Source organism: Pseudomonas sp. 37 R 15 (assembly GCF_900004865.1).
GTDB lineage: Bacteria > Pseudomonadota > Gammaproteobacteria > Pseudomonadales > Pseudomonadaceae > Aquipseudomonas > Aquipseudomonas fluorescens_AM.
Genome location: NZ_CVTV01000027.1, coordinates 1 through 19,522, shown reverse-complemented (window position 1 = coordinate 19,522; position 19,522 = coordinate 1). Strand labels below are relative to the sequence as shown.

Annotated in this window: 21 protein-coding genes; 12 read left to right on the top strand and 9 right to left on the bottom strand. The window is 60.4% G+C overall.

Annotated elements, in window-relative coordinates; translation table 11 throughout:
• The first annotated feature begins 293 nt into the window (after window positions 1-293).
• A complete protein-coding gene (locus tag BFQ04_RS08855; protein ID WP_065950486.1) occupies window positions 294-1,757 on the top strand; it encodes a glyceraldehyde-3-phosphate dehydrogenase in 1,464 nt (487 codons plus the stop codon).
• 173 nt (window positions 1,758-1,930) lie between these two features.
• On the opposite strand, the gene BFQ04_RS08850 is transcribed toward BFQ04_RS08855, so the two are convergent.
• Complete coding sequence (locus BFQ04_RS08850; protein ID WP_065950485.1) at window positions 1,931-2,464, bottom strand: chalcone isomerase family protein; 534 nt, start codon at window positions 2,462-2,464, stop codon at window positions 1,931-1,933.
• 215 nt (window positions 2,465-2,679) lie between these two features.
• Here BFQ04_RS08850 and sthA point away from each other — a divergent pair, with 215 nt between their 5' ends.
• Complete coding sequence (sthA, locus tag BFQ04_RS08845) at window positions 2,680-4,074, top strand: Si-specific NAD(P)(+) transhydrogenase (RefSeq protein WP_065950484.1); 1,395 nt, start codon at window positions 2,680-2,682, stop codon at window positions 4,072-4,074.
• Between the two features lie 42 nt (window positions 4,075-4,116).
• Here sthA and BFQ04_RS08840 read toward each other — a convergent pair whose 3' ends face one another.
• Both BFQ04_RS08840 and BFQ04_RS08835 read right to left on the bottom strand, forming a co-directional pair.
• Entirely contained in the window at window positions 4,117-4,839 is a 723-nt protein-coding gene (locus tag BFQ04_RS08840; RefSeq protein ID WP_065950483.1) for a glycerophosphodiester phosphodiesterase, read from the bottom strand.
• A 44-nt stretch (window positions 4,840-4,883) separates the two neighbouring features.
• Window positions 4,884-5,462: a PilZ domain-containing protein gene (locus tag BFQ04_RS08835; RefSeq protein ID WP_065950482.1), complete on the bottom strand. Its 579-nt coding sequence runs from the start codon at window positions 5,460-5,462 to the stop codon at window positions 4,884-4,886.
• A gap of 94 nt (window positions 5,463-5,556) precedes the next feature.
• On the opposite strand from BFQ04_RS08835, the gene BFQ04_RS08830 reads away from it, so the two are divergent.
• From BFQ04_RS08830 to BFQ04_RS08820, 3 genes are all read left to right on the top strand, one after another.
• A complete protein-coding gene (locus tag BFQ04_RS08830) occupies window positions 5,557-6,807 on the top strand; it encodes a lipoprotein-releasing ABC transporter permease subunit (protein WP_065950481.1) in 1,251 nt (416 codons plus the stop codon).
• A 7-nt stretch (window positions 6,808-6,814) separates the two neighbouring features.
• On the top strand, window positions 6,815-7,498 hold the full coding sequence (gene lolD / locus BFQ04_RS08825) for a lipoprotein-releasing ABC transporter ATP-binding protein LolD (protein WP_164484517.1): 684 nt from the start codon (window positions 6,815-6,817) through the stop codon (window positions 7,496-7,498).
• A gap of 61 nt (window positions 7,499-7,559) precedes the next feature.
• On the top strand, window positions 7,560-8,804 hold the full coding sequence (locus BFQ04_RS08820) for a lipoprotein-releasing ABC transporter permease subunit (RefSeq protein ID WP_065950480.1): 1,245 nt from the start codon (window positions 7,560-7,562) through the stop codon (window positions 8,802-8,804).
• A gap of 117 nt (window positions 8,805-8,921) precedes the next feature.
• Here BFQ04_RS08820 and BFQ04_RS08815 read toward each other — a convergent pair whose 3' ends face one another.
• Window positions 8,922-10,277, bottom strand: coding sequence for a heavy metal sensor histidine kinase (locus BFQ04_RS08815; RefSeq protein ID WP_065950479.1), 1,356 nt, complete (start codon window positions 10,275-10,277; stop codon window positions 8,922-8,924).
• Window positions 10,274-10,954 carry a heavy metal response regulator transcription factor gene (locus BFQ04_RS08810; RefSeq protein WP_065950478.1) on the bottom strand — a complete coding sequence of 227 codons (681 nt, stop codon included), beginning with the start codon at window positions 10,952-10,954 and terminating at the stop codon, window positions 10,274-10,276. The genes BFQ04_RS08815 and BFQ04_RS08810 overlap by 4 nt, the downstream gene beginning before the upstream one ends.
• 257 nt (window positions 10,955-11,211) lie before the next feature.
• Between BFQ04_RS08810 and BFQ04_RS08805 the strand changes: the two genes are divergently transcribed.
• On the top strand, window positions 11,212-11,724 hold the full coding sequence (locus BFQ04_RS08805) for a copper-resistant cuproprotein CopI (protein WP_065950477.1): 513 nt from the start codon (window positions 11,212-11,214) through the stop codon (window positions 11,722-11,724).
• A gap of 66 nt (window positions 11,725-11,790) precedes the next feature.
• Window positions 11,791-12,621 carry an NADPH-dependent 7-cyano-7-deazaguanine reductase QueF gene (gene queF / locus BFQ04_RS08800; protein WP_065950476.1) on the top strand — a complete coding sequence of 277 codons (831 nt, stop codon included), beginning with the start codon at window positions 11,791-11,793 and terminating at the stop codon, window positions 12,619-12,621.
• A 137-nt stretch (window positions 12,622-12,758) separates the two neighbouring features.
• Here the strand turns inward: queF and BFQ04_RS08795 are convergent, their stop codons facing one another.
• A complete protein-coding gene (locus BFQ04_RS08795; RefSeq protein ID WP_065886358.1) occupies window positions 12,759-13,025 on the bottom strand; it encodes a DUF4404 family protein in 267 nt (88 codons plus the stop codon).
• 111 nt (window positions 13,026-13,136) lie between these two features.
• Window positions 13,137-13,745, bottom strand: coding sequence for a phosphatase (locus tag BFQ04_RS08790; protein ID WP_065950475.1), 609 nt, complete (start codon window positions 13,743-13,745; stop codon window positions 13,137-13,139).
• 196 nt (window positions 13,746-13,941) lie between these two features.
• On the opposite strand from BFQ04_RS08790, the gene BFQ04_RS08785 reads away from it, so the two are divergent.
• Window positions 13,942-14,631, top strand: coding sequence for an MlaA family lipoprotein (locus BFQ04_RS08785; protein WP_065950474.1), 690 nt, complete (start codon window positions 13,942-13,944; stop codon window positions 14,629-14,631).
• 63 nt (window positions 14,632-14,694) lie between these two features.
• Here BFQ04_RS08785 and BFQ04_RS08780 read toward each other — a convergent pair whose 3' ends face one another.
• Entirely contained in the window at window positions 14,695-14,991 is a 297-nt protein-coding gene (locus BFQ04_RS08780; RefSeq protein ID WP_065950473.1) for a PilZ domain-containing protein, read from the bottom strand.
• A 276-nt stretch (window positions 14,992-15,267) separates the two neighbouring features.
• Between BFQ04_RS08780 and rssB the strand changes: the two genes are divergently transcribed.
• A complete protein-coding gene (rssB, locus tag BFQ04_RS08775) occupies window positions 15,268-16,449 on the top strand; it encodes a two-component system response regulator RssB (RefSeq protein ID WP_065932314.1) in 1,182 nt (393 codons plus the stop codon).
• A complete protein-coding gene (rssC, locus tag BFQ04_RS08770; RefSeq protein ID WP_017848891.1) occupies window positions 16,449-16,931 on the top strand; it encodes an anti-sigma factor antagonist RssC in 483 nt (160 codons plus the stop codon). Before rssB ends, rssC begins: the two co-directional genes overlap by 1 nt.
• Before the next feature lie 200 nt (window positions 16,932-17,131).
• On the opposite strand, the gene tal is transcribed toward rssC, so the two are convergent.
• Window positions 17,132-18,058, bottom strand: a complete 927-nt coding sequence (tal, locus tag BFQ04_RS08765; protein ID WP_065893548.1) for a transaldolase — start codon at window positions 18,056-18,058, stop codon at window positions 17,132-17,134.
• A 292-nt stretch (window positions 18,059-18,350) separates the two neighbouring features.
• Between tal and BFQ04_RS30375 the strand changes: the two genes are divergently transcribed.
• Complete coding sequence (locus BFQ04_RS30375; protein ID WP_065949522.1) at window positions 18,351-18,653, top strand: transposase; 303 nt, start codon at window positions 18,351-18,353, stop codon at window positions 18,651-18,653.
• Window positions 18,650-19,486 (top strand): IS3 family transposase, encoded by an 837-nt coding sequence (locus BFQ04_RS08755; protein ID WP_065949523.1) that lies wholly within the window; start codon window positions 18,650-18,652, stop codon window positions 19,484-19,486. Before BFQ04_RS30375 ends, BFQ04_RS08755 begins: the two co-directional genes overlap by 4 nt.
• Window positions 19,487-19,522: the final 36 nt, after the last annotated feature.

Sequence of the window (19,522 nt, the reverse complement as noted above, 5' to 3'; positions counted from 1 at the left end):
CCTGAGGTGCCGCCTGTCAGTTGCTGACTGCGCCTATTACGGTTTGTTGGAAATGTAGTGGCTAAGACAAACAATCGTGGGTTTTGACTCAATATGTAGTGCCAAAATGCGCGAATGTTTAGGAGGGTTACGGACAAGTCGGCCTGCTCGTGAAACTAGTGGCCTTCTGGAACCCGCGTATTTCCTGGGCTGTAGCGCGGTGGTATTTTTTTGCAAGGGGTTTTTGTTGCCTGTCGCGCATTGCTCAACGGTCAGTCGGACGACATAATGTAGCCCCTTTTTTCAGCCCCTACATGTGGAAGGTTCCCGTGACTCAGAAGCCCGACCAGTGTCTTGGTGAATGGATCGACCGTGAAGCACTCGCTGAAGCGATGATTCCGCTTATCGGTCAGCTGTACCGCAATAACAATGTGGTGAGCTCGATCTATGGCCGCAGCCTGATCAACCAGTCCGTCATCGCGATTCTCAAGGCGCACCGCTTTGCGCGCCACCGTTCTGCCGACGACAGCGAACTCTCCGTCCACGAAACATTCCCACTGCTCAAGGCCATGAGCGAGCTCAAGCTCGGCGCGGCTTCGGTCGACCTGGGCAAGCTGGCCTACAAATTCCGCAAGGAAGGCGCGGGTCGCAGCGCCGAGCAGTTCGTGCGTGAAGAAATGGCCGAGGTGATCGGCCAGCAAAACGCCGCTGCCCGCAAAGGCACCGACGTGGTGCTCTACGGCTTCGGTCGTATCGGCCGCCTGCTGGCGCGCATCCTGATCGAAAAAACCGGCGGCGGCGACGGCCTGCGCCTGCGTGCCATCGTGGTGCGCAAAGGCGCCGAGAACGACCTGACCAAGCGCGCCAGCCTCTTGCGCCGCGATTCGGTACACGGTCCGTTCAACGGCACCATCGTCATCGACGAAGCAAACAACACCATCACCGCCAACGGCAACCTGATCCAGGTGATCTACGCGAAGAACCCATCCGAGGTGGATTACACCCAGTACGGCATCAAGGACGCCCTGCTGGTGGACAACACCGGCGTATGGCGCGATGCCGAGGGCCTGGGCCAGCACCTTGCCTGCCCGGGTGTCGACCGCGTTGTTCTGACCGCGCCTGGCAAGGGCAAGCTCAAGAACATCGTGCACGGTATCAATCACGCCGAAATCACTGCTGACGACAAGATTGTGTCCGCCGCTTCCTGCACCACCAACGCCATCGTGCCGGTGCTCAAAGCTGTGAATGACAAGTTCGGCATCGTCAACGGCCACGTCGAGACTGTTCACTCCTACACCAACGACCAGAACCTGATCGACAACTTCCACAAGGGCGACCGCCGTGGCCGCAGCGCCGCGCTGAACATGGTGATCACCGAGACCGGTGCCGCCACCGCTGCCGCCAAGGCCCTGCCTGAGCTGGCCGGCAAGCTGACCGGTAACGCGATCCGGGTACCGACGCCGAACGTGTCGATGGCCATTCTCAACCTGAACCTTGAGAAAGCCGCCACCCGTGAAGAGATGAACGAGTACCTGCGCTACATGGCGCTGCACTCCGATCTGCACAAGCAGATCGACTTCGTCAATTCCCAGGAAGTGGTGTCTACCGACTTCGTCGGCTCGCGCCACGCCGGTGTGGTGGACGCCGAAGCGACCATCAGCCAGGACAATCGCGTTGTGCTGTACGTGTGGTACGACAACGAGTTCGGCTACAGCTGCCAGGTGGTTCGCGTGATGGAAGACATGGCCGGGGTCAACCCGCCGGCGTTTCCGCGCTAAGCCTGAGTGTTGAATGAAAAAGGCCCCGACTGGTTCGGGGCTTTTTTATGCCTGCGGGTTTTGTGGTGCCTGGGAGGGCCTCATCGGGGGCAAGCCCCCTCCCACAGTTTGATTTGTGAACACATACCAATGTGGGAGGGGGCTTGCCCCCGATGGCGGTGTTAAGGCCGACCCTAATTGAGCAACTGGCCGCGCAACTCATCAGACAGCCCACTGGGCGCCAGCCAGATGCCCAGGTAAGCCCTCGCCAGTGCGTCATCGCCACTGCTGAACACCACCTGGCCATTGATCTCCAGGTTCAAACCACGGCCCGGGCGAAAATCCAGGGCATAGCGGTCACCGCTGCGAATATCCCGAAAGCGGGCGTGTAGCTTGTCTATCTCTGGATTCAAGCCGGCATTGGCTTGCTGGCGTTCCAGGGTGGCGCTGGCCGCCTTGATCACATCCGCGCGATCGATGTTGCGAAAGTAATACAGCATCAGGCGCAACGCTTTCTGTTGGTCCCAGGCTTGCTTTGCGGTCAGATCAGCAGGCGCGTACAGCGCCGCCGCATACACATCCGCCCAGAGATAATTGAGCACCGCCTGGTTTTTCAGCGCCAACCCCTCGACCTGCGCGGGGAAGCCAGCCTGCTTGAGTCGATCTGCATCACTGGCCCGGGCCGTGATCGACATCATCAGCATCAAACCGATAAAGAGTTGTCGCATAATGGCTGATCCTTGAATCGACGCTGCTTTGCGCCCTGTTAGTATGGCAACACTGGCCTACGACGCGACCAAGGGTTAATGTGCGCGGCGTTGAGCCTTATATAGACTGTGCCCCGGTTCACACACTTGAGCCAAATTGTCCTTCATGCCCGCTGGCCGCGGCATGATTTAGCCAGGCGCCCAACCGTACGCCTGGCCTGTTCTGAGGAGTACGCATGGCTGTCTACAACTACGACGTGGTGGTACTGGGTTCCGGCCCGGCTGGAGAAGGCGCGGCGATGAACGCTGCCAAGGCAGGACGCAAGGTGGCGATGGTCGACAGCCGTCGCCAGGTCGGCGGCAACTGCACCCACCTGGGTACCATCCCGTCCAAGGCGTTGCGTCACTCCGTGCGCCAGATCATGCAATTCAACACCAACCCGATGTTTCGGGCGATTGGTGAGCCGCGCTGGTTCTCGTTCCCGGACGTGTTGAAAAGCGCCGAGAAAGTCATTTCCAAGCAAGTCGCGTCGCGCACCGGCTTCTATGCCCGCAACCGCGTCGACCTGTTCTTCGGCACCGGCAGCTTCGCCGACGAGCAGACCGTCGAAGTGGTCTGCGCCAACGGCGTGGTCGAGAAACTGGTGGCCAAGCACATCATCATCGCCACCGGCTCGCGCCCATATCGCCCGGCGGACATCGATTTCCACCACCCGCGTATCTACGATAGCGACACCATCCTGAGCCTGGGTCACACCCCGCGCAAACTGATTATCTACGGCGCTGGCGTGATCGGCTGTGAATACGCCTCGATCTTCAGCGGCCTGGGTGTACTGGTGGAGCTGGTGGACAACCGTGACCAGTTGCTGAGCTTCCTCGACTCGGAAATTTCCCAGGCGTTGAGCTACCACTTCAGCAACAACAACATCACCGTGCGTCACAACGAAGAGTACGAGCGCGTTGAAGGCCTGGACAACGGGGTGATCCTGCACCTCAAGTCCGGCAAGAAGATCAAGGCCGATGCCTTGCTGTGGTGTAACGGGCGTACCGGCAACACCGACAAGCTGGGCATGGAGAACATCGGGGTCAAGGTCAACAGCCGTGGCCAGATCGAGGTGGACGAGAACTACCGCACCTGCGTGACCAACATCTACGGCGCCGGTGACGTGATCGGCTGGCCAAGCCTGGCCAGCGCCGCCCATGACCAGGGCCGCTCGGCGGCCGGCAGCATTGTCGACAACGGCAGCTGGCGCTACGTGAACGACGTGCCGACCGGGATCTATACCATTCCCGAGATCAGCTCGATCGGCAAGAACGAGCACGAACTGACCAAGGCCAAGGTGCCGTACGAAGTGGGCAAGGCGTTCTTCAAGAGCATGGCGCGTGCGCAGATTGCCGGTGAGCCGCAAGGCATGCTGAAGATCCTGTTCCACCGTGAAACCCTGCAAGTGCTCGGCGTACATTGCTTCGGCTACCAGGCGTCGGAGATCGTGCACATTGGCCAGGCGATCATGAATCAGCCGGGTGATCTGAATACGCTCAAGTATTTCGTCAACACCACGTTCAACTACCCGACCATGGCCGAAGCCTATCGGGTAGCGGCCTACGACGGCCTCAACCGGCTTTTTTGAGCGGCTCCGGCCGGTGGCCTGAGCCGGCCGGGGAGACCGATTTCAGTAATTCCCGAGGGTGGCAGTGGCCAAACCGGGAAAGTCTGTAATCAGGCTATCTACGCCGAAGTCGGCGAGCCTGCGCATCAGCGCAGGTTCGTTGACCGTCCACACGGATACATGCAAACCCTGGCGCTGGGCTTTTTCCAGCCGCTCGGGGGTGCACAGCGTCCAGTTCAACGCCAGATACTCACAGCCATAGTTCTGCGCGACCTTCAACGGGTCGAGCCAGGCATATTCGGCAACCAGCCCGCGTGACAGGTCGGGTGTGAGTTCAACCGCCGCTTTGAGCACTTCCCGCGAACTTGAGGTGACGGTGACTTTGTCCATCAGGCCAAAGCGCACGGCCATCTCGCGGATCGCCAGCACGGTGGTGGCGGCGCGGGTGCGCGAAGCGCTTTTGACTTCCAGCTGCCAGTGGTCGAAGTCGCACTTTTCGAACAATTCCTCCAGGCGCGGAATCGGGCAGGGGCTGACCCAGCCCGGGCCGCCTTTGCGCGCATCCATGTTCACCAGGTCCGCCGCCGAGTACTCGACGACTTTGCCGCGTCGGTCGGCCGTGCGCTTGAGGGTGGGGTCGTGGATGACCATCAGTTCGCCGTCCATGGACAGGTGCAGGTCCAGTTCGCAGCGGCGTACGCCGTGCTTGAGGCATTCCTGAAAGCTGGTCAGGGTATTTTCCGGTGCTTCGCCTTTGGCACCGCGATGGCCGTAAATCAGGGTCACAGTTGCTCCTTTGCGCCAGGATGGCTGGCGTCGTGAATACGCATTCAGAGATCGTCGCTTTGTTCTCGCGCCAGGCGGCGTTCCTGGGCCTGTTTCTGCAGGATGTAGCGCGCCAGCAGCTGGCGTTGGGCGTCGGTCATGGATTCGAATTCCGTGCCCACATCGAAGCCGTCGCCCTTGGGATCGCAATGGGTCACGCGCGCGCGCAACAGCAGGCCGAGCGCCTGGGGCATCAGCACCAGCTTGACCGCCAGGTGCGTGTCGGGAGCCAGCGGCGTAGGGTGCTGGAAATCGATGCCGCCTTCGGAAAGGATCACCGGCTGCGGCGCGCCTACCTCACTGAGCAGCCCGCGGGCCATGACCTGGCTGAGCAGGTCCAGGCGCTTGTTCTGCACTTTGAGGAACGCCGCCAGGCTGCGGTCTTTTTCGTTGATCTGGCGCAGCAGGTGCTGGGCTTCGAATTCGCTGAGGTGCAATTCACTGAGCAGATTGAACAGCGGCGAATCATCCAGCAACACTTCCTTGCTCGCCGCGTCGGGAGCCGACAGGCTTTTGATTTGGAGTGCGATCATGTCGTCGATACGGTAGTATTCGCGGCGCTCTTCTTCATCTAATGTCGACATGGCGAACCCCAGGTAACGGTAATGGTCTGAGTGTAAAGCTGCTGACCAGACCCCGCCACCGGGACGTCTTCTTTTCCTCCGAACAAGCCCCGACATGTTCAGACCTCTCTTCGTATTTATCGGCACGCGTTATACCCGTGCAAAGCGTCGCAATCATTTTGTGTCGTTCATTTCCCTGACCTCGATGATCGGTCTCGCCCTGGGCGTGGTCGTGATGATCGTGGTGCTGTCGGTGATGAACGGCTTCGATCATGAGATGCGCACCCGCGTGCTGGGCATGGTGCCCCACGCGACCATCGAGGCCGATGCGCCCATCAGCGACTGGCAAAGCCTGGCCGCCAAGGTCAAGCAGAACCCCAAGGTGCTGGCCGTTGCGCCGTTTACCCAGATGCAGGGGCTGCTGACCAATGACGGCAAGGTGCAGAAGATCCTGCTCAATGCCGTCGACCCGGCCCAGGAGCGCAACGTCTCGATCATCGACAAGTTCATGCTGCAGGGCAGGCTTGATGACCTGGCGCCCGGCAGCTTCGGCATCATCATCGGCGACAAGGCGGCGGCCAAGCTCGGCGTAAGCGTTGGCGACAAGCTGACCTTCGTCGCGCCGGAGGTCACCGTGACCCCGGCCGGCATGTTCCCGCGCATGAAGCGTTTTACCGTGGTCGGCACCTTTCATGTGGGCGCCGGCGAGATCGACGGCTACCTCGGGTTGACCAATCTCACTGACCTGGCCCGCCTGCATCGCTGGCAGCCGGACCAGGTGCAGGGCCTGCGCCTGAAGTTCAACGACCTGTTCGATGCGCCACGCGGCGCCTGGGAGATTGCCCAGCATCTGGGTGAATCCGAGTACTACGCCCGCGACTGGACCCGCACCCACGGCAACCTGTACCAGGCCATCCGCATGGAAAAAGCCATGATCGGCCTGCTGCTGTTGCTGATCGTCGCCGTGGCCGCCTTCAACATCATCTCCACGCTGGTGATGGTGGTGAATGACAAGAAGGGCGACATCGCCATCCTGCGCACCCTGGGCGCCACGCCGGGCCAGATCATGGCGATCTTCATGGTGCAGGGCACGGTGATCGGCGTGGTCGGCACCCTGATCGGCACCGCCGTCGGCATTCTCGCCGCGTTGAATGTCAGCGCCGCCATCGCCCTGCTTGAACAAGTGCTCGGACACAAATTCCTCAACGCCGACGTCTATTTCATCGACTACTTGCCCTCCCAGGTTCAGGCCCAGGACGTGCTGATGGTGGGCGGTGCCGCGTTGGTCCTGAGTTTCCTTGCCACCCTGTATCCAGCCTGGCGCGCGGCACGTACCCAGCCAGCACAGGCATTACGTTATGAGTGAATCGGGCATGAGTGAAAAAGCAATCCTGAGCTGCCGCAACCTGGGCAAATCCTACGAGGAAGGCCCGGAATCCGTGGTGGTGCTGGCCAACCTGCAACTTGAACTGCACCCCGGCGAGCGCGTGGCGATCGTCGGCAGCTCCGGTTCCGGTAAAAGTACCTTGCTCAACCTGTTGGGCGGCCTCGACACGCCGTCCCAGGGCAGTGTATGGCTGGCCGGTGAAGAACTCTCGGCCCTGAATGAAAAGGCCCGTGGTCAGTTGCGCAACCGCTCGTTGGGTTTTGTGTACCAGTTCCACCACCTGCTGCCGGAATTCACCGCCCTGGAAAACGTGTGCATGCCACTGCTGATCGGCAAGACCGCGATCCCCGAGGCGCGCCAGCGTGCCACCGCCTTGCTGGAGCGCGTCGGCCTCGGCCATCGCCTGGAGCACAAGCCGGCCGAGCTGTCCGGCGGTGAGCGCCAGCGCGTGGCCATCGCCCGTGCGCTGGTGAACAACCCAGGCCTGGTGATGCTCGACGAGCCCACCGGCAACCTCGATTCCCACACGGCCCAGGGCATCAAGGACTTGATGCTGGAGCTGAGCACCCAGATGCGCACCGCGTTCCTGGTGGTGACCCACGACATGAGCATGGCCCGTCAGATGGACCGCGTACTGCATTTGCAGGAAGGTCATCTGGTCGCTATCTGAGTGGCTGCAAGCCCGGTTTTTCGAGGCCGGGCTTTTTTATTTTTTCAGGCGGTGCACGCGAATGTTCAGACCGTTATCGATTTTCATCGGCACGCGCTATACCCGCGCCAAACGCCGCAACCGTTTTGTCTCGTTTATCTCGATGACCTCGATGATCGGCCTCGCCCTGGGCGTCTTGGCGATGATCGTGGTGCTCTCGGTGATGAACGGCTTCCAGCGCGAAATGAGCTCGCGCATCCTTGGCATGGTGCCCCACGCTACCATCGTCGGCGTAAAGCCGATCGATGACTGGCAGCCGGTGGCCGCTGCCGCGATGAAGAACCCGCAAGTGACGGCGGCGGTACCGTTCACACAGATGGATGGCATGTTCTCCTATAAGGGCGCGATGCAGCCGATTGAGATCAGCGGCGTCGACCCGGCCCAGGAAGGCAAGGTGTCGATCGTGGCCCAGCATATCGTGCGCGGCAAACTGGACGACCTGAAACCCGGCGAGTTCGGTGTGGTGATCGGCGACATCACCGCACGCCGCTTCCGCCTCAATGTCGGCGACAAACTGACCTTGATCGTGCCGGAAATCAGCACCGCGCCGGGCGGCATTACCCCACGTATGCAGCGTTTGAACGTGGTGGGTATCTTCAAGGTGGGTGCCGAACTGGACGGTTCCATGGCCTTGATCAACATGGCCGACGCGGCCGAAATACAGCATTGGCAACCCAACCAGGTGCAGAGCGTGCGCCTGGCGGTGACCGACCTGTACGCGGCGCCCAACGTCTCGGCGGATATCGCCGCCAGCCTCGGCGCGGCGTACAAGGCCGACGACTGGACCCACACCCAGGGCAGCCTGTTCAGTGCGATGAAGATGGAAAAGACCATGATCGGCCTGTTGCTGCTGATGATCGTCGCGGTGGCCGCCTTCAACATCATTGCCACCTTGATCATGGTGGTGAACGACAAGGGCGCCGACATCGCGATCCTGCGTACCATCGGCGCCACGCCTCGGCAGATCATGGCGATCTTCATGGTGCAGGGCACGGTGATCGGCGTGGTCGGCACCCTGATCGGCGGCGTGCTGGGCGTGATTGCGGCGCTGAACGTGAGCGAACTGGTGGGCTGGCTGGAGCGGGTGAGCGGGCAGCATATCTTCAGTTCGGACGTGTACTTCGTCAGTAACCTGCCGTCCGAGCTGCAAGGTGGCGATGTGTTGCTGATTTGCTCGGCGGGGTTTGTGCTGAGCTTCCTGGCGACGATTTACCCGGCATATCGCGCGGCGAAGATCGAGCCGGCGCATGCGCTCAGGTATTCGTAGTCGTTGAGACCGCTATCGGGGGCAAGCCCCCTCGCACATTTTGACCTCATTTCTCCTGAATAAATGCGGTCCACTGTGGGAGGGGGCTTGCCCCCGATAGCGCCGGCCCGGCTTGCATCAATCTCCCCTGGGTAACTCAATCACAAACCGTGTCCACCCCGCCTCAGATTCACAATAAATCCTCCCCCCGTGCGCTCGCACAATCGATTGGGTAATCGCCAGCCCCAGCCCCGCATGCTCGCTGCTGCCCTCGCGCCGCGCCGGATCGGCCCGGTAGAAGCGATCGAACAGTTTAGGTAATACATCTTTCGGAATACCTTCCCCGGTGTTCTCAACCGTCAGCCTCACGCCGCGTTCATCCTCTGCCAAGCGCACCCGCACCTCGCCGCCCGCCGGGGTAAACCTGAGTGCATTCTCCAACAGATTGGACAGGGCCCTGCGCAACATGCCGCGATCACCGGCCGCGTGGGCGTGGCCTTCACACCCCAACGAAACCTGTGCGTCTTCGGCCAGCAGCGCAAAAAACTCCAGCAGCGCCTCGACTTCATCGGCCAGTGCCAGAGGTTCGCACTTGGGCATCAGCAAACCGTGATCGGCTTTGGCCAGGTACAGCATGTCGTTGACCAATTGCGCCATCCACTGCAATTCCTCCAGGTTGCTGTGCAGCGCTTCACGGTAATCCTCCAGTGGGCGCGGCTGGGTGAGGATGACCTGGGTCTGGGTCAGCAGGTTCGACAGCGGTGTGCGCAGTTCATGGGCGATATCGGCGGAGAAGGCCGAGAGGCGCTGGAATGCGTCGTCCAGACGGCCCAGCATGGCATTGAAGGTCTGCGCCAACTCCGCCAGTTCGACCGGCATCTGTTGCTGCGGCAAGCGTTGCGTCAGGGAGTGGGCGGACACGCCGGCGGCGACTTCGCCCATACGCCGCAAGGGCCGTAACCCGCTGCGCGCCGCCCAGGCGCCGAGCAGCGCGGTGGCCAGGGCCGAGAGGCCGACGGTCAGCCAGATCAAGCGCTGCATGCGTTGCAGAAAATGCTGGTGGTGGGTGATGTCGAGTATTAGGGTCAACTGCGCTGAGCCAGGTTGGCCGGGGCTCAAGGGCGCGTTGTACACGCGATAGGCGGTGCCTGCCTGTTGCAGACTGTGCAGGCCGGGTGCGTCGGGCAACGCAACGCCCGGCGCCTGGTCAAGCCAGCGCTGGCCGGCTGCGGTTATGCGCAAGGTGAGGTCGGGTTGATGGCTGAGGTCGGCGCGCAGTTGGGGCTCGCGTTGGGCGAAGGCCTGCGGCGAGTCGACACCCTGCAACGTGTTGCGCAGCACCACCAGCCGGCTGTCCAATTGCTGTTGGTCCAGCTCGATAAAGTGCGCCTCGCTGGCGTGGTTGAACAACACGCCGGCGAGCAGCGAAACCACGGCGGTGCACGCGGCAAACAGCAGTGCCAGGCGGCTGGCGAGGGAAAGGCGCTGGATCACGTGAAACGCTCCTCCAGTACATAGCCCATGCCGCGCACGGTGTGTATCAGCTTGTTGGGAAAGGCATCGTCGACTTTCAGGCGCAGGCGGCGGATCGCCACTTCGATGATGTTGGTGTCACTGTCGAAATTCATGTCCCACACCTGCGAGGCGATCAGCGACTTGGGCAGCACTTCGCCCTGGCGGCGCAGCAGCAGCTCCAGCAGGGAAAACTCCTTGGCGGTGAGGTCGATGCGCTGGCCGCTGCGTTCGACGCGGCGGCGGATCAGGTCCAGGCGCAGGTCGGCCAGTTGCAGGTGGGTGTCCTGCGGCGCGCTGCTGCCACGCCGTAACAGGCTGCGCACGCGGGCGAGCAGCTCGGAGAAGGCGAAGGGCTTGACCAGGTAATCGTCGGCGCCCAGCTCCAGGCCGTGGACGCGATCCTCCACCGCGTCGCGTGCGGTAAGAAACAACACCGGCATGTCGAGGCCGGCGCTGCGCACCGCTTGCAGGATTTGCCAGCCATCACGGCCGGGCAGCATCACGTCGAGGATCAACAAGTCATAGTCGCCGGTCAGCGCCAGGTGCTGACCGCTGGTGCCGTCGGCCACCAACTCGGTGGTAAACCCGGCTTCTGCCAGGCCCTGGCGCAAATAGTGGCCGGTTTTCGGTTGGTCTTCGACGATCAGCAGTTTCATGTAAGGCTCTTGGCAAAGGATGGACGCTTCCCTGTAGGCGCGAGCTCGCTCGCGAAAAACGTCAACGATAACGCGTACTCTCTGGCTTGACGCGGCGTGCTGATGTTCTTCGCGAGCAAGCTCGCTCCTACCACAATAAGCGGCTGAGCGCGCCAACGGGGTAACCTGACAAAGTTGTAATCTAGCAGTCAGCTCGCTGGCAGCGGGCTTATCTTAGAGTGCTGCCCAAGCGGGTTATGTATTTTTGGAGAAGAGAGATGGCGTTGCGTACACCCCTGTTGCTGGCGGGCTGCCTGCTGGCGTTGAGCTTCAATGCACTGGCTGATGCGTCTCGCACCTACGCGTTTGGCCAACCGGCACCGGCTGACAAAGCCACACGTACGGTGGAGGTGACGCTGCAGGATATTTCCTTCTCGCCCAAGTCCCTGGACGTAAAGGCCGGTGAGACCGTTCGTTTTGTACTGGTCAACAAAGGCCAGTTGCTCCACGAATTCAACCTGGGCGACGCGGCCATGCACGCCGAACATCAGAAGGAAATGTTGCAGATGCAGGCCAGCGGCATGCTCACGGCCACCGGTATGGGCGCTATGGACCACAGTAAAATGGGGCATGGTGCGATGAAGCACGATGATCCCAATAGTGTGCTGGTCGAGCCCGGCAACACCGCCGAGCTGACCTGGACCTTTACCAAGGCCACGGGCCTTGAGTTCGCCTGCAATCTTCCCGGCCATTACCAGGCGGGCATGGTCGGCACGCTGACCGTTGAGTAAGGCGTTCCTTAAGGGCGGGAGCAAAGGCTGGTAGACTGGCGCGGTTTATTTAGCCAGGTTTCCGCCATGCATCCCGCAGCCGAACATTCGCCGCTGGGCAAGTCCAGTGAATACATCTCCACGTACACCCCTTCGTTGCTGTTCCCGATCCCTCGCGCCGCCAAATGGGCCGAACTGGGCCTGAGCGCCGAGACCCTGCCTTACAAGGGTGTGGATTTCTGGAACTGCTTCGAACTGTCCTGGTTGCTGCCGTCCGGTAAGCCGGTGGTGGCCATCGGTGAGTTCAGCATCCCTGCCGACTCGCCGAACATCATCGAGTCCAAGTCCTTCAAGCTGTACCTCAACTCGTTGAACCAGACCGCGTTCGCCGACACCCACGGTCTGGAAGAGACCCTGCGCAACGACCTCAGCGCCGCCGCCGGCAAGCCGGTCAGCGTACGCCTTCGGAGCCTGGCCGAAATCGAGGCGCAAGGCGTGATGGCGTTGCCGGGCGTGTGCATCGATGATCTGGATATCAACGTCAGCAGCTACGAACATCCGCGCCCGGAACTGTTGCGCTGTGATGACTCGCGTGTGGTGGAGGAGAGCGTGCACAGCCACCTGCTCAAATCCAACTGCCCGGTCACCAGCCAGCCCGATTGGGGCAGTGTGGTGGTGGAGTACCGCGGTGCGGCGCTGGATCACGCCAGCCTGTTGGAGTACCTGGTGAGCTTCCGTCAGCACTCGGACTTCCATGAGCAGTGCGTGGAACGCATCTTCCTGGACTTGCAGCGCTTGCTCAAACCGGAGAAGTTGACCGTGTATGCGCGGTATGTGCGGCGGGGTGGGCTGGATATCAACCCGTATCGCAGTACCGAGGATGTGGCGTTCCAGAACGTACGCCTGGCGCGCCAGTAAGCCTGCACACAAACCAAATGTGGGAGGGGGCTTGCCCCCGATTGCAGGGGTTCAGACACAGATGCTGTGACTGACACTCCGCTATCGGGGGCAAGCCCCCTCCCACATTTTGCATCGGTGCTTGGTTGGCTGGCAGGTTAGATGCCGATGTTGCCCAGGGTGATCATGATATTGCGCAATGTCCCGGAAATGACCGGGTGTTCAGCGTCGAACTCTATGGCCGCTTGATTCACGTCGTCGGAAATACTGGGCGACTGGGTGGCCGGCTCCAGTTCAAGTTGCACTTCAAACTTGGCAATCAAGGCTTCCAGCGCTTCACGTTTTTCTTCCGGCAGCGGCGGTTCCTGTTCCAGCTGCCCGCGCAGGATCTCGACCTGTTCTTCCAGTTTTTTGCGATCAGGCATGACATTCTTTCCTTTTATCGATAGGCACTGGCATAGACCGCGGCACGCCGGGAAAGGTCTACGAACTGACCTGTAGATTAATCCACCGGCGCCAACTGTGCATGATCCTTGTCAGGGCTTCTCGCCTTTGAGGCGGCGCAGGCGGATGTCGGCCAGGCACGTGCCGAGTTCGCCGAGGTGATCGATCACCGAGTGCACACCTAATCCATAGAGCGCCACGGTGGCTTTGCCGCGCTTGTACTCGCGTTCCTTTTCGCTCAGCGCCTGCCATTGCTCCGGTGCCACGCCGCACAGCGAGCCACAGGAGGCCAGGCCGATGGTCCACAGCCCGGCGTTCAAGCCCGATTGCAGCAGGCGCGGTTCGCCGCTGACCAGCACACAGCCCTCCAGGCGTTCGATGTTCAGCTCCATCAAGGCTTGCCAGCAGGCGTGGGGCGCCGGCCAGCGGATGGTGGAAGGCGAGGTGGCCCTGAGCCAGGCGGGCAGGGTAGCGGCCAGTGGGGCGGTGACAGAGGCGGGTAGTTCATCCAGCCAGGCGCAGGGCACGCCTTGTTCCTTCAGGCTGCGCAGGATTTTCAGCGCCCCGGGCGTGGCCTGCGAGTCTGGGGTGGGTGTGTCGCTACGGGCCTGGGAACCGAAGTCCACCAGGCAGCCACTCAGGCCAAACAACACGGCGGTCAACGCGGGGGCAGTGGCGACGGCTATCTCGGCATGTGGCATCTGAACGTCCCTGAAATAGCTGCAACGCTATCGGGGCGGCATGACAAGTGGATGACATGAGGGCGTATTTGTAGGAATTTTGTCCAAATCATGAAAGTCGTTTCCATGCGGCTGCCTAAATCGACACTTCCGTCATATACTGACGGCCTTATTCAGGGCATAGCGCCCATGACAGACCATTCAAGGAGCAAAAGCTATGCGCTGGAGCCAGTACTTCGCTCAGTTGTCGCTGTGTGCCACCGTCCTGTTGGCACCGTTCGCCGCCCAGGCCGCGACGGAAGATGATCCATGGGAAAGCGTCAACCGCCCTATCTTCACCTTCAACGACACCGTTGACACCTACGCCCTCAAGCCAATCGCCCAGGGTTACCAGTTCGTCACCCCGCAATTGGTGCAGGACGGCATTCACAACTTCTTCCGCAACATCGGCGATGTCGGCAACCTGGCCAACAACGTGCTGCAACTCAAGCCGCATAACGCTGGCGTCGACACGGCCCGTCTGCTGGTCAACACCACGTTCGGCGTGCTGGGCTTTATCGATGTCGGCACCAAAATGGGGCTGCAGCGCAGCGATGAAGACTTCGGCCAGACCCTCGGCTACTGGGGCGTCGGCAGCGGTCCTTACGTGATGATCCCGTTGCTCGGCCCAAGCACGTTGCGTGACGCGCCTTCCAAATACGTGGACAGCTACACCCAACCGTACCGCTACATGAACGATATCGGCTGGCGCAACAGCACCTTTGGCCTGAACGTGGTCGACGTCCGTGCCAGCCTGCTCGACAGCGAGAAGCTGATCAGCGGCGACAAGTACACCTTTATCCGTAACGCTTACCTGCAGAACCGTGAGTTCAAGGTCAAGGACGGCAAGGTTGTCGACGACTTTTAAGCTGTGACGTTTTGAAATGAAAAAAGGCGACCTTTGAACGGTCGCCTTTTTTGTGCGCGCTGATCAGCGCATTTTCAAAATCTTCAGGCCCAGATGCTGTTCGTCGCCCGCTGCCCTGGCCCACACCACCTCTGTATCGGCTTCAAGGCCTTTGAGTGCGGCGTGCTCGGAATCAATGCGCACGGTAAGCAAGTCACCGACACTGAACTGGCGAGGTGCCTGCACCTGCATGCCGGAGCTGGAAAGGTCCAGGCAGACCCCTGCAATTTCCTGCCCGGCGTGGATCAAGGACACATCGGCATCCACCCGCATGCGGATGAAGTCGCGTTTTTCGGCGTAGTCGCGCTCATGTTCGCTCACAGCATCCATCCTTACTTTGGGTTGTGGTCATGAGCGTTCTTATAACTCCCGGTGATTTGCGGTGTAAAGACGTTCGGCGACCATCGGCATGAGCTTGAAACCCCTCACGGATGGGAGTACCGTCTGCGCCTTAGAAGGGCACCTCTGCTTTACGGTTGTGCATGGGGTAAATCCCAATGCTTTGTAGGACAGAGAGGCTAGAAAGCGAATCCAGTACGTGAGCCCGGCCATTGTCGAGCCACCTACGCCAACCTAATTCTGGCGCCGTTTGCCCACATGCAAAAAACCAGTGCCACGCTGCTGATAATCGATGACGACGAAGTAGTGCGCGCGAGCCTCGCGGCCTATTTGGAAGACAGTGGCTTCAGCGTCCTGCAGGCCGGCAACGGCCAACAGGGTCTCCAGGTATTCGAGCGCGACCAGCCCGACCTCGTGATCTGCGACCTGCGCATGCCCCAGATGGGCGGCCTCGAGCTGATTCGCCAGGTGACCGAGCTTGCTCCGCAGACGCCGGTGATTGTCGTGTCCGGTGCCGGGGTCATGAACGACGCCGTTGAAGCCCTGCGCCTGGGCGCCGCCGATTACCTGATCAAACCCCTGGAAGACCTGGCGGTGCTGGAACACTCGGTGCGTCGCGCCCTGGACCGTGCACGCCTGCTTCAGGAAAACCAGCGCTACCGCGAAAAGCTCGAGACCGCCAACCGCGAGCTTGAAGCCAGCCTGAACCTGCTCCAGGAAGACCAGAACGCCGGTCGCCAGGTGCAGATGAACATGCTGCCGGTGAGCCCCTGGACCATCGACGATTTCCAGTTCGCGCACCAGATCATCCCGTCGTTGTACCTGTCGGGGGATTTTGTCGACTATTTCCGTGTGGATGAACGGCGTGTGGCGTTCTACCTGGCCGACGTGTCCGGCCACGGTGCATCTTCCGCGTTTGTCACCGTGTTGTTGAAGTTCATGACGACGCGGTTGTTGTTCGAATCCAAGCGCAATGGCACCTTGCCGGAGTTCACCCCCTCCGAGGTGCTGGGCCACATCAACCGGGGCCTGATCAGCTGCAAGCTGGGCAAGCACGTGACGATGGTGGGCGGCGTGATCGATGAAGAAACCGGTCTTTTGACCTACAGCATTGGCGGTCACCTGCCGATGCCGGTTTTATACACTCCTGACAGTGTGCGTTACCTGGAAGGGCGTGGCCTGCCAGTGGGCTTGTTCAATGAAGCCACCTATGAAGACCACATCCTGGAACTGCCGCCGACCTTCAGCCTGACGCTGATGTCCGACGGCATCCTGGACCTTCTTCCAGAGCCTACACTCAAAGAGAAAGAAGCCGCCTTGCCCCAAAAGGTCAAGTCGGCGGGCGGCAGCCTGGATGGTCTGCGGCAGGTTTTTGGATTGGCCACGCTAGGGGAGATGCCGGATGATATCGCCCTATTGGTGTTGAGCAGGAATCTTTGATGAGTACCGGAAGAATCCAATTCGCCGAGCAAGACGGGACCTTCGTCCTGAAGTTTGTCGGTGAAGTGCGCCTGACCCTGTGTTCGGCGCTGGATGCGACGATCGAGCGGATCTTCACAGCGCTGAACTTCTCGGCGATCGTGATCGATCTGACCGAAACCCGCAGCATCGATAGCACCACCCTGGGCCTGTTGGCCAAGTTGTCCATTCTGTCGCGGCAGAAGGTCGGCCTGTTGCCGACGGTTGTCACCACCCACGAAGACATCACCCGGCTGCTGCAGTCCATGGGTTTTGACCAGGTGTTCAACATCGTTGACCGCCCGATCCCCTGCCCGGAATGCCTGACCGACCTGCCGTCGCAGGACCAGTCCGAGGAAATCGTGCGGATCAAGGTGCTCGAAGCGCACAAGATCCTCATGGGCCTGAACGAGTCCAACCGCGAAGCCTTTCACGACCTCGTCAACGCCCTCGAGCGCCACTGACGACCTCCCTGCCGGAACACATTTCAATGTGGGAGGGCGCTTGCCCCCGATTGCAGAGGTTCACACACAGACTCTGTGCCTGACACCCCGCTATCGGGAGCAAGCCCCCTCCCACATTTGATTTGTGACTGGCTAGAGACTGGCGCACACAAAAAAGGGCGGCACCCGCGAGGGTGCCGCCCTTTTTGTCGCCGTCCGCCTTACAACTTGGCAGTCAACAACGCCTCCAGCTTCTCCTGATCCCGCGCAAACTGACGAATCCCCTCCGCCAGCTTCTCGGTCGCCATCGCGTCCTCGTTGGACTCCCAACGGAACTGCGCCTCCGTCATATGCACGCGCGCTTCACCGGCATGGCCTGGCGACAACTTGCGCTCCAGCTTGCCTTCATCCGCCGCCAACTTCTCCAGCAGGTCCGGGCTGATGGTCAGGCGATCACACCCGGCCAACTCCTCGATCTGGCTCAGGTTGCGGAAGCTCGCACCCATCACCACAGTTTTGTAGCCATTAGCCTTGTAGTAGTTGTAGATACGCGTCACCGACTGCACGCCCGGGTCATCGGAACCGGTGTAGTCGTTGCCGTTGGCCTTCTTGTACCAGTCATAGATACGGCCCACGAACGGCGAAATCAGGAACACACCCGCTTCAGCGCAGGCCACCGCCTGGGCGAAGGAGAACAGCAGGGTCAGGTTGGTCTGGATACCTTCTTTTTCCAGCTTCTCGGCGGCGCGGATGCCTTCCCAGGTGGAAGCGATCTTGATCAGCACACGGTCACGGCCAACGCCTGCTTTGTCGTACAGGTCGATCAGACGGTGCGCACGCTTGAGTATCGCGTCTTCGTCGAACGACAGACGGGCATCCACCTCAGTGGAAATACGGCCCGGCACTACTTTCAGGATCTCTTGACCCACCGCCACCGCAAACCGGTCACTGGCCAGGCCCACGTCGCCGTTGCAGTCCTGCACACACTCATCCAGCAGCTTGGCATAGCCTGCGATCGACGCGGCCTTGAGCAGCAGGGAAGGGTTGGTAGTCGCGTCTTGCGGCTTGAGCTTGGCGAGGGTAGAAAAATCGCCGGTATCGGCTACGACGGTGGTGAATTGCTTGAGTTGTTCCAGCTTGGAAGTCATGGGCGTGCTCTGTCCTTTGGGTCTGATGACATTACCCGAGCGCTGGCAAGCGCTCAAGGGCGCAAATGCGTCAGGTCGTTTGCGCAGGGCAACAACCTGAAAACAGCCGTTTGAATACCGGCCGTACTGCTCAATAGGAGGCCAGAATCCATGGCAGGTTCAACCCAACTGCCCGATAGCGCCTTCATAGCCAAACACCACCCCAAATGTGGGAGGGGGCTTGAACTGGCCTAATGATTTTGGACACTTCAATCGGGCGCTATGATAGCGCCCAAATCTGAGGTGTTTGGTTATGCGTAAATCTTATTCGAGTGAGTTCAAGCTCAAGGCTGCCAGCATGGTGTTGGATGAAGGTCAGCCGGTTACCGAGGTGTGTGCCACCCTGGATATCGGCCCCACAGCCCTGCGCCGCTGGGTCGATCAAGTGCAAAAAGAACGCTTGGGCTCGACCCCGGTAGGGGCCAAGGCGATTACTGCTGATCAACGAGAAATCCAGAGGCTCAAAGCTCTGCTCAGAGAGAAAGACCTGGATATCGAAATTCTAAAAAAGGCCAGTGCTCTCCTGCTTTTGGACGCCAAAGATCATTCACGTTGATCGATGAGCTGGACGAGCAGTACGGCGTTAAAAGGTGTTGCCAGGCGTTTGGGGTCAACCGCAGTAGCTTCTACGCCTGGCGCCAGCGCCAAGGCAGAGCAAATCCTGAGAGGGATAAGCTCAAAGCCGCGCTGGTCAGGCACCACAAGGCGTCCAGAGAGTCGGCCGGTGCACGTACGTTGTCCAAGGAGCTACAAGCCAAAGGGCATCGTATCGGGCGTTATATGGCTCGCAGTTTGATGCGCGAAGCTGGCATCGCCAGCCGTCAGCGCAGGCGCCATAAGTACAGGTCGCCGGGCGTGGAGGCCTTGGTGGCGCCGCACGTGCTCAAGCGAAAATTTGATGTGACGGCGGTTAATCAGGTGTGGTGTGGCGACGTGACATATATCAAGGTCGGCAAGCGGTGGATGTACTTCGCCGCCGTTCTGGATTTGTACGCTCGCAGGATCGTGGGCTGGTCGTTCTCGATGATTTCTGATGCCAACCTGACCTGCGAAGCGCTACGCATGGCGGTTGAGCTACGCGGCCATCCCCAGGATGTGTTGTTTCATTCTGACCAAGGTTGTCAGTACACCAGTCATAAATTCCGAAACGAGCTGCTGAAACAGGGGTTTAGGCAGAGTATGAGCCGTAAAGGCGAATGCTGGGACAACGCCCCGATGGAGCGTTTCTTTGGCAGCTTGAAATCAGAGTGGGTGCCTGAAACGGGCTACAAACTGGAACATGAGGCCCGAGCAGACGTGCAGCGCTATGTCTCGCGCTACAACATCAGCAGGCCTCATAGCTACAACGACTACCGGTCGCCGGTCGTGAAGGAAAGGTTGGCGGCGTGAACCTTAATCAGTGTCCAAGATTACTTGACCAGTTCA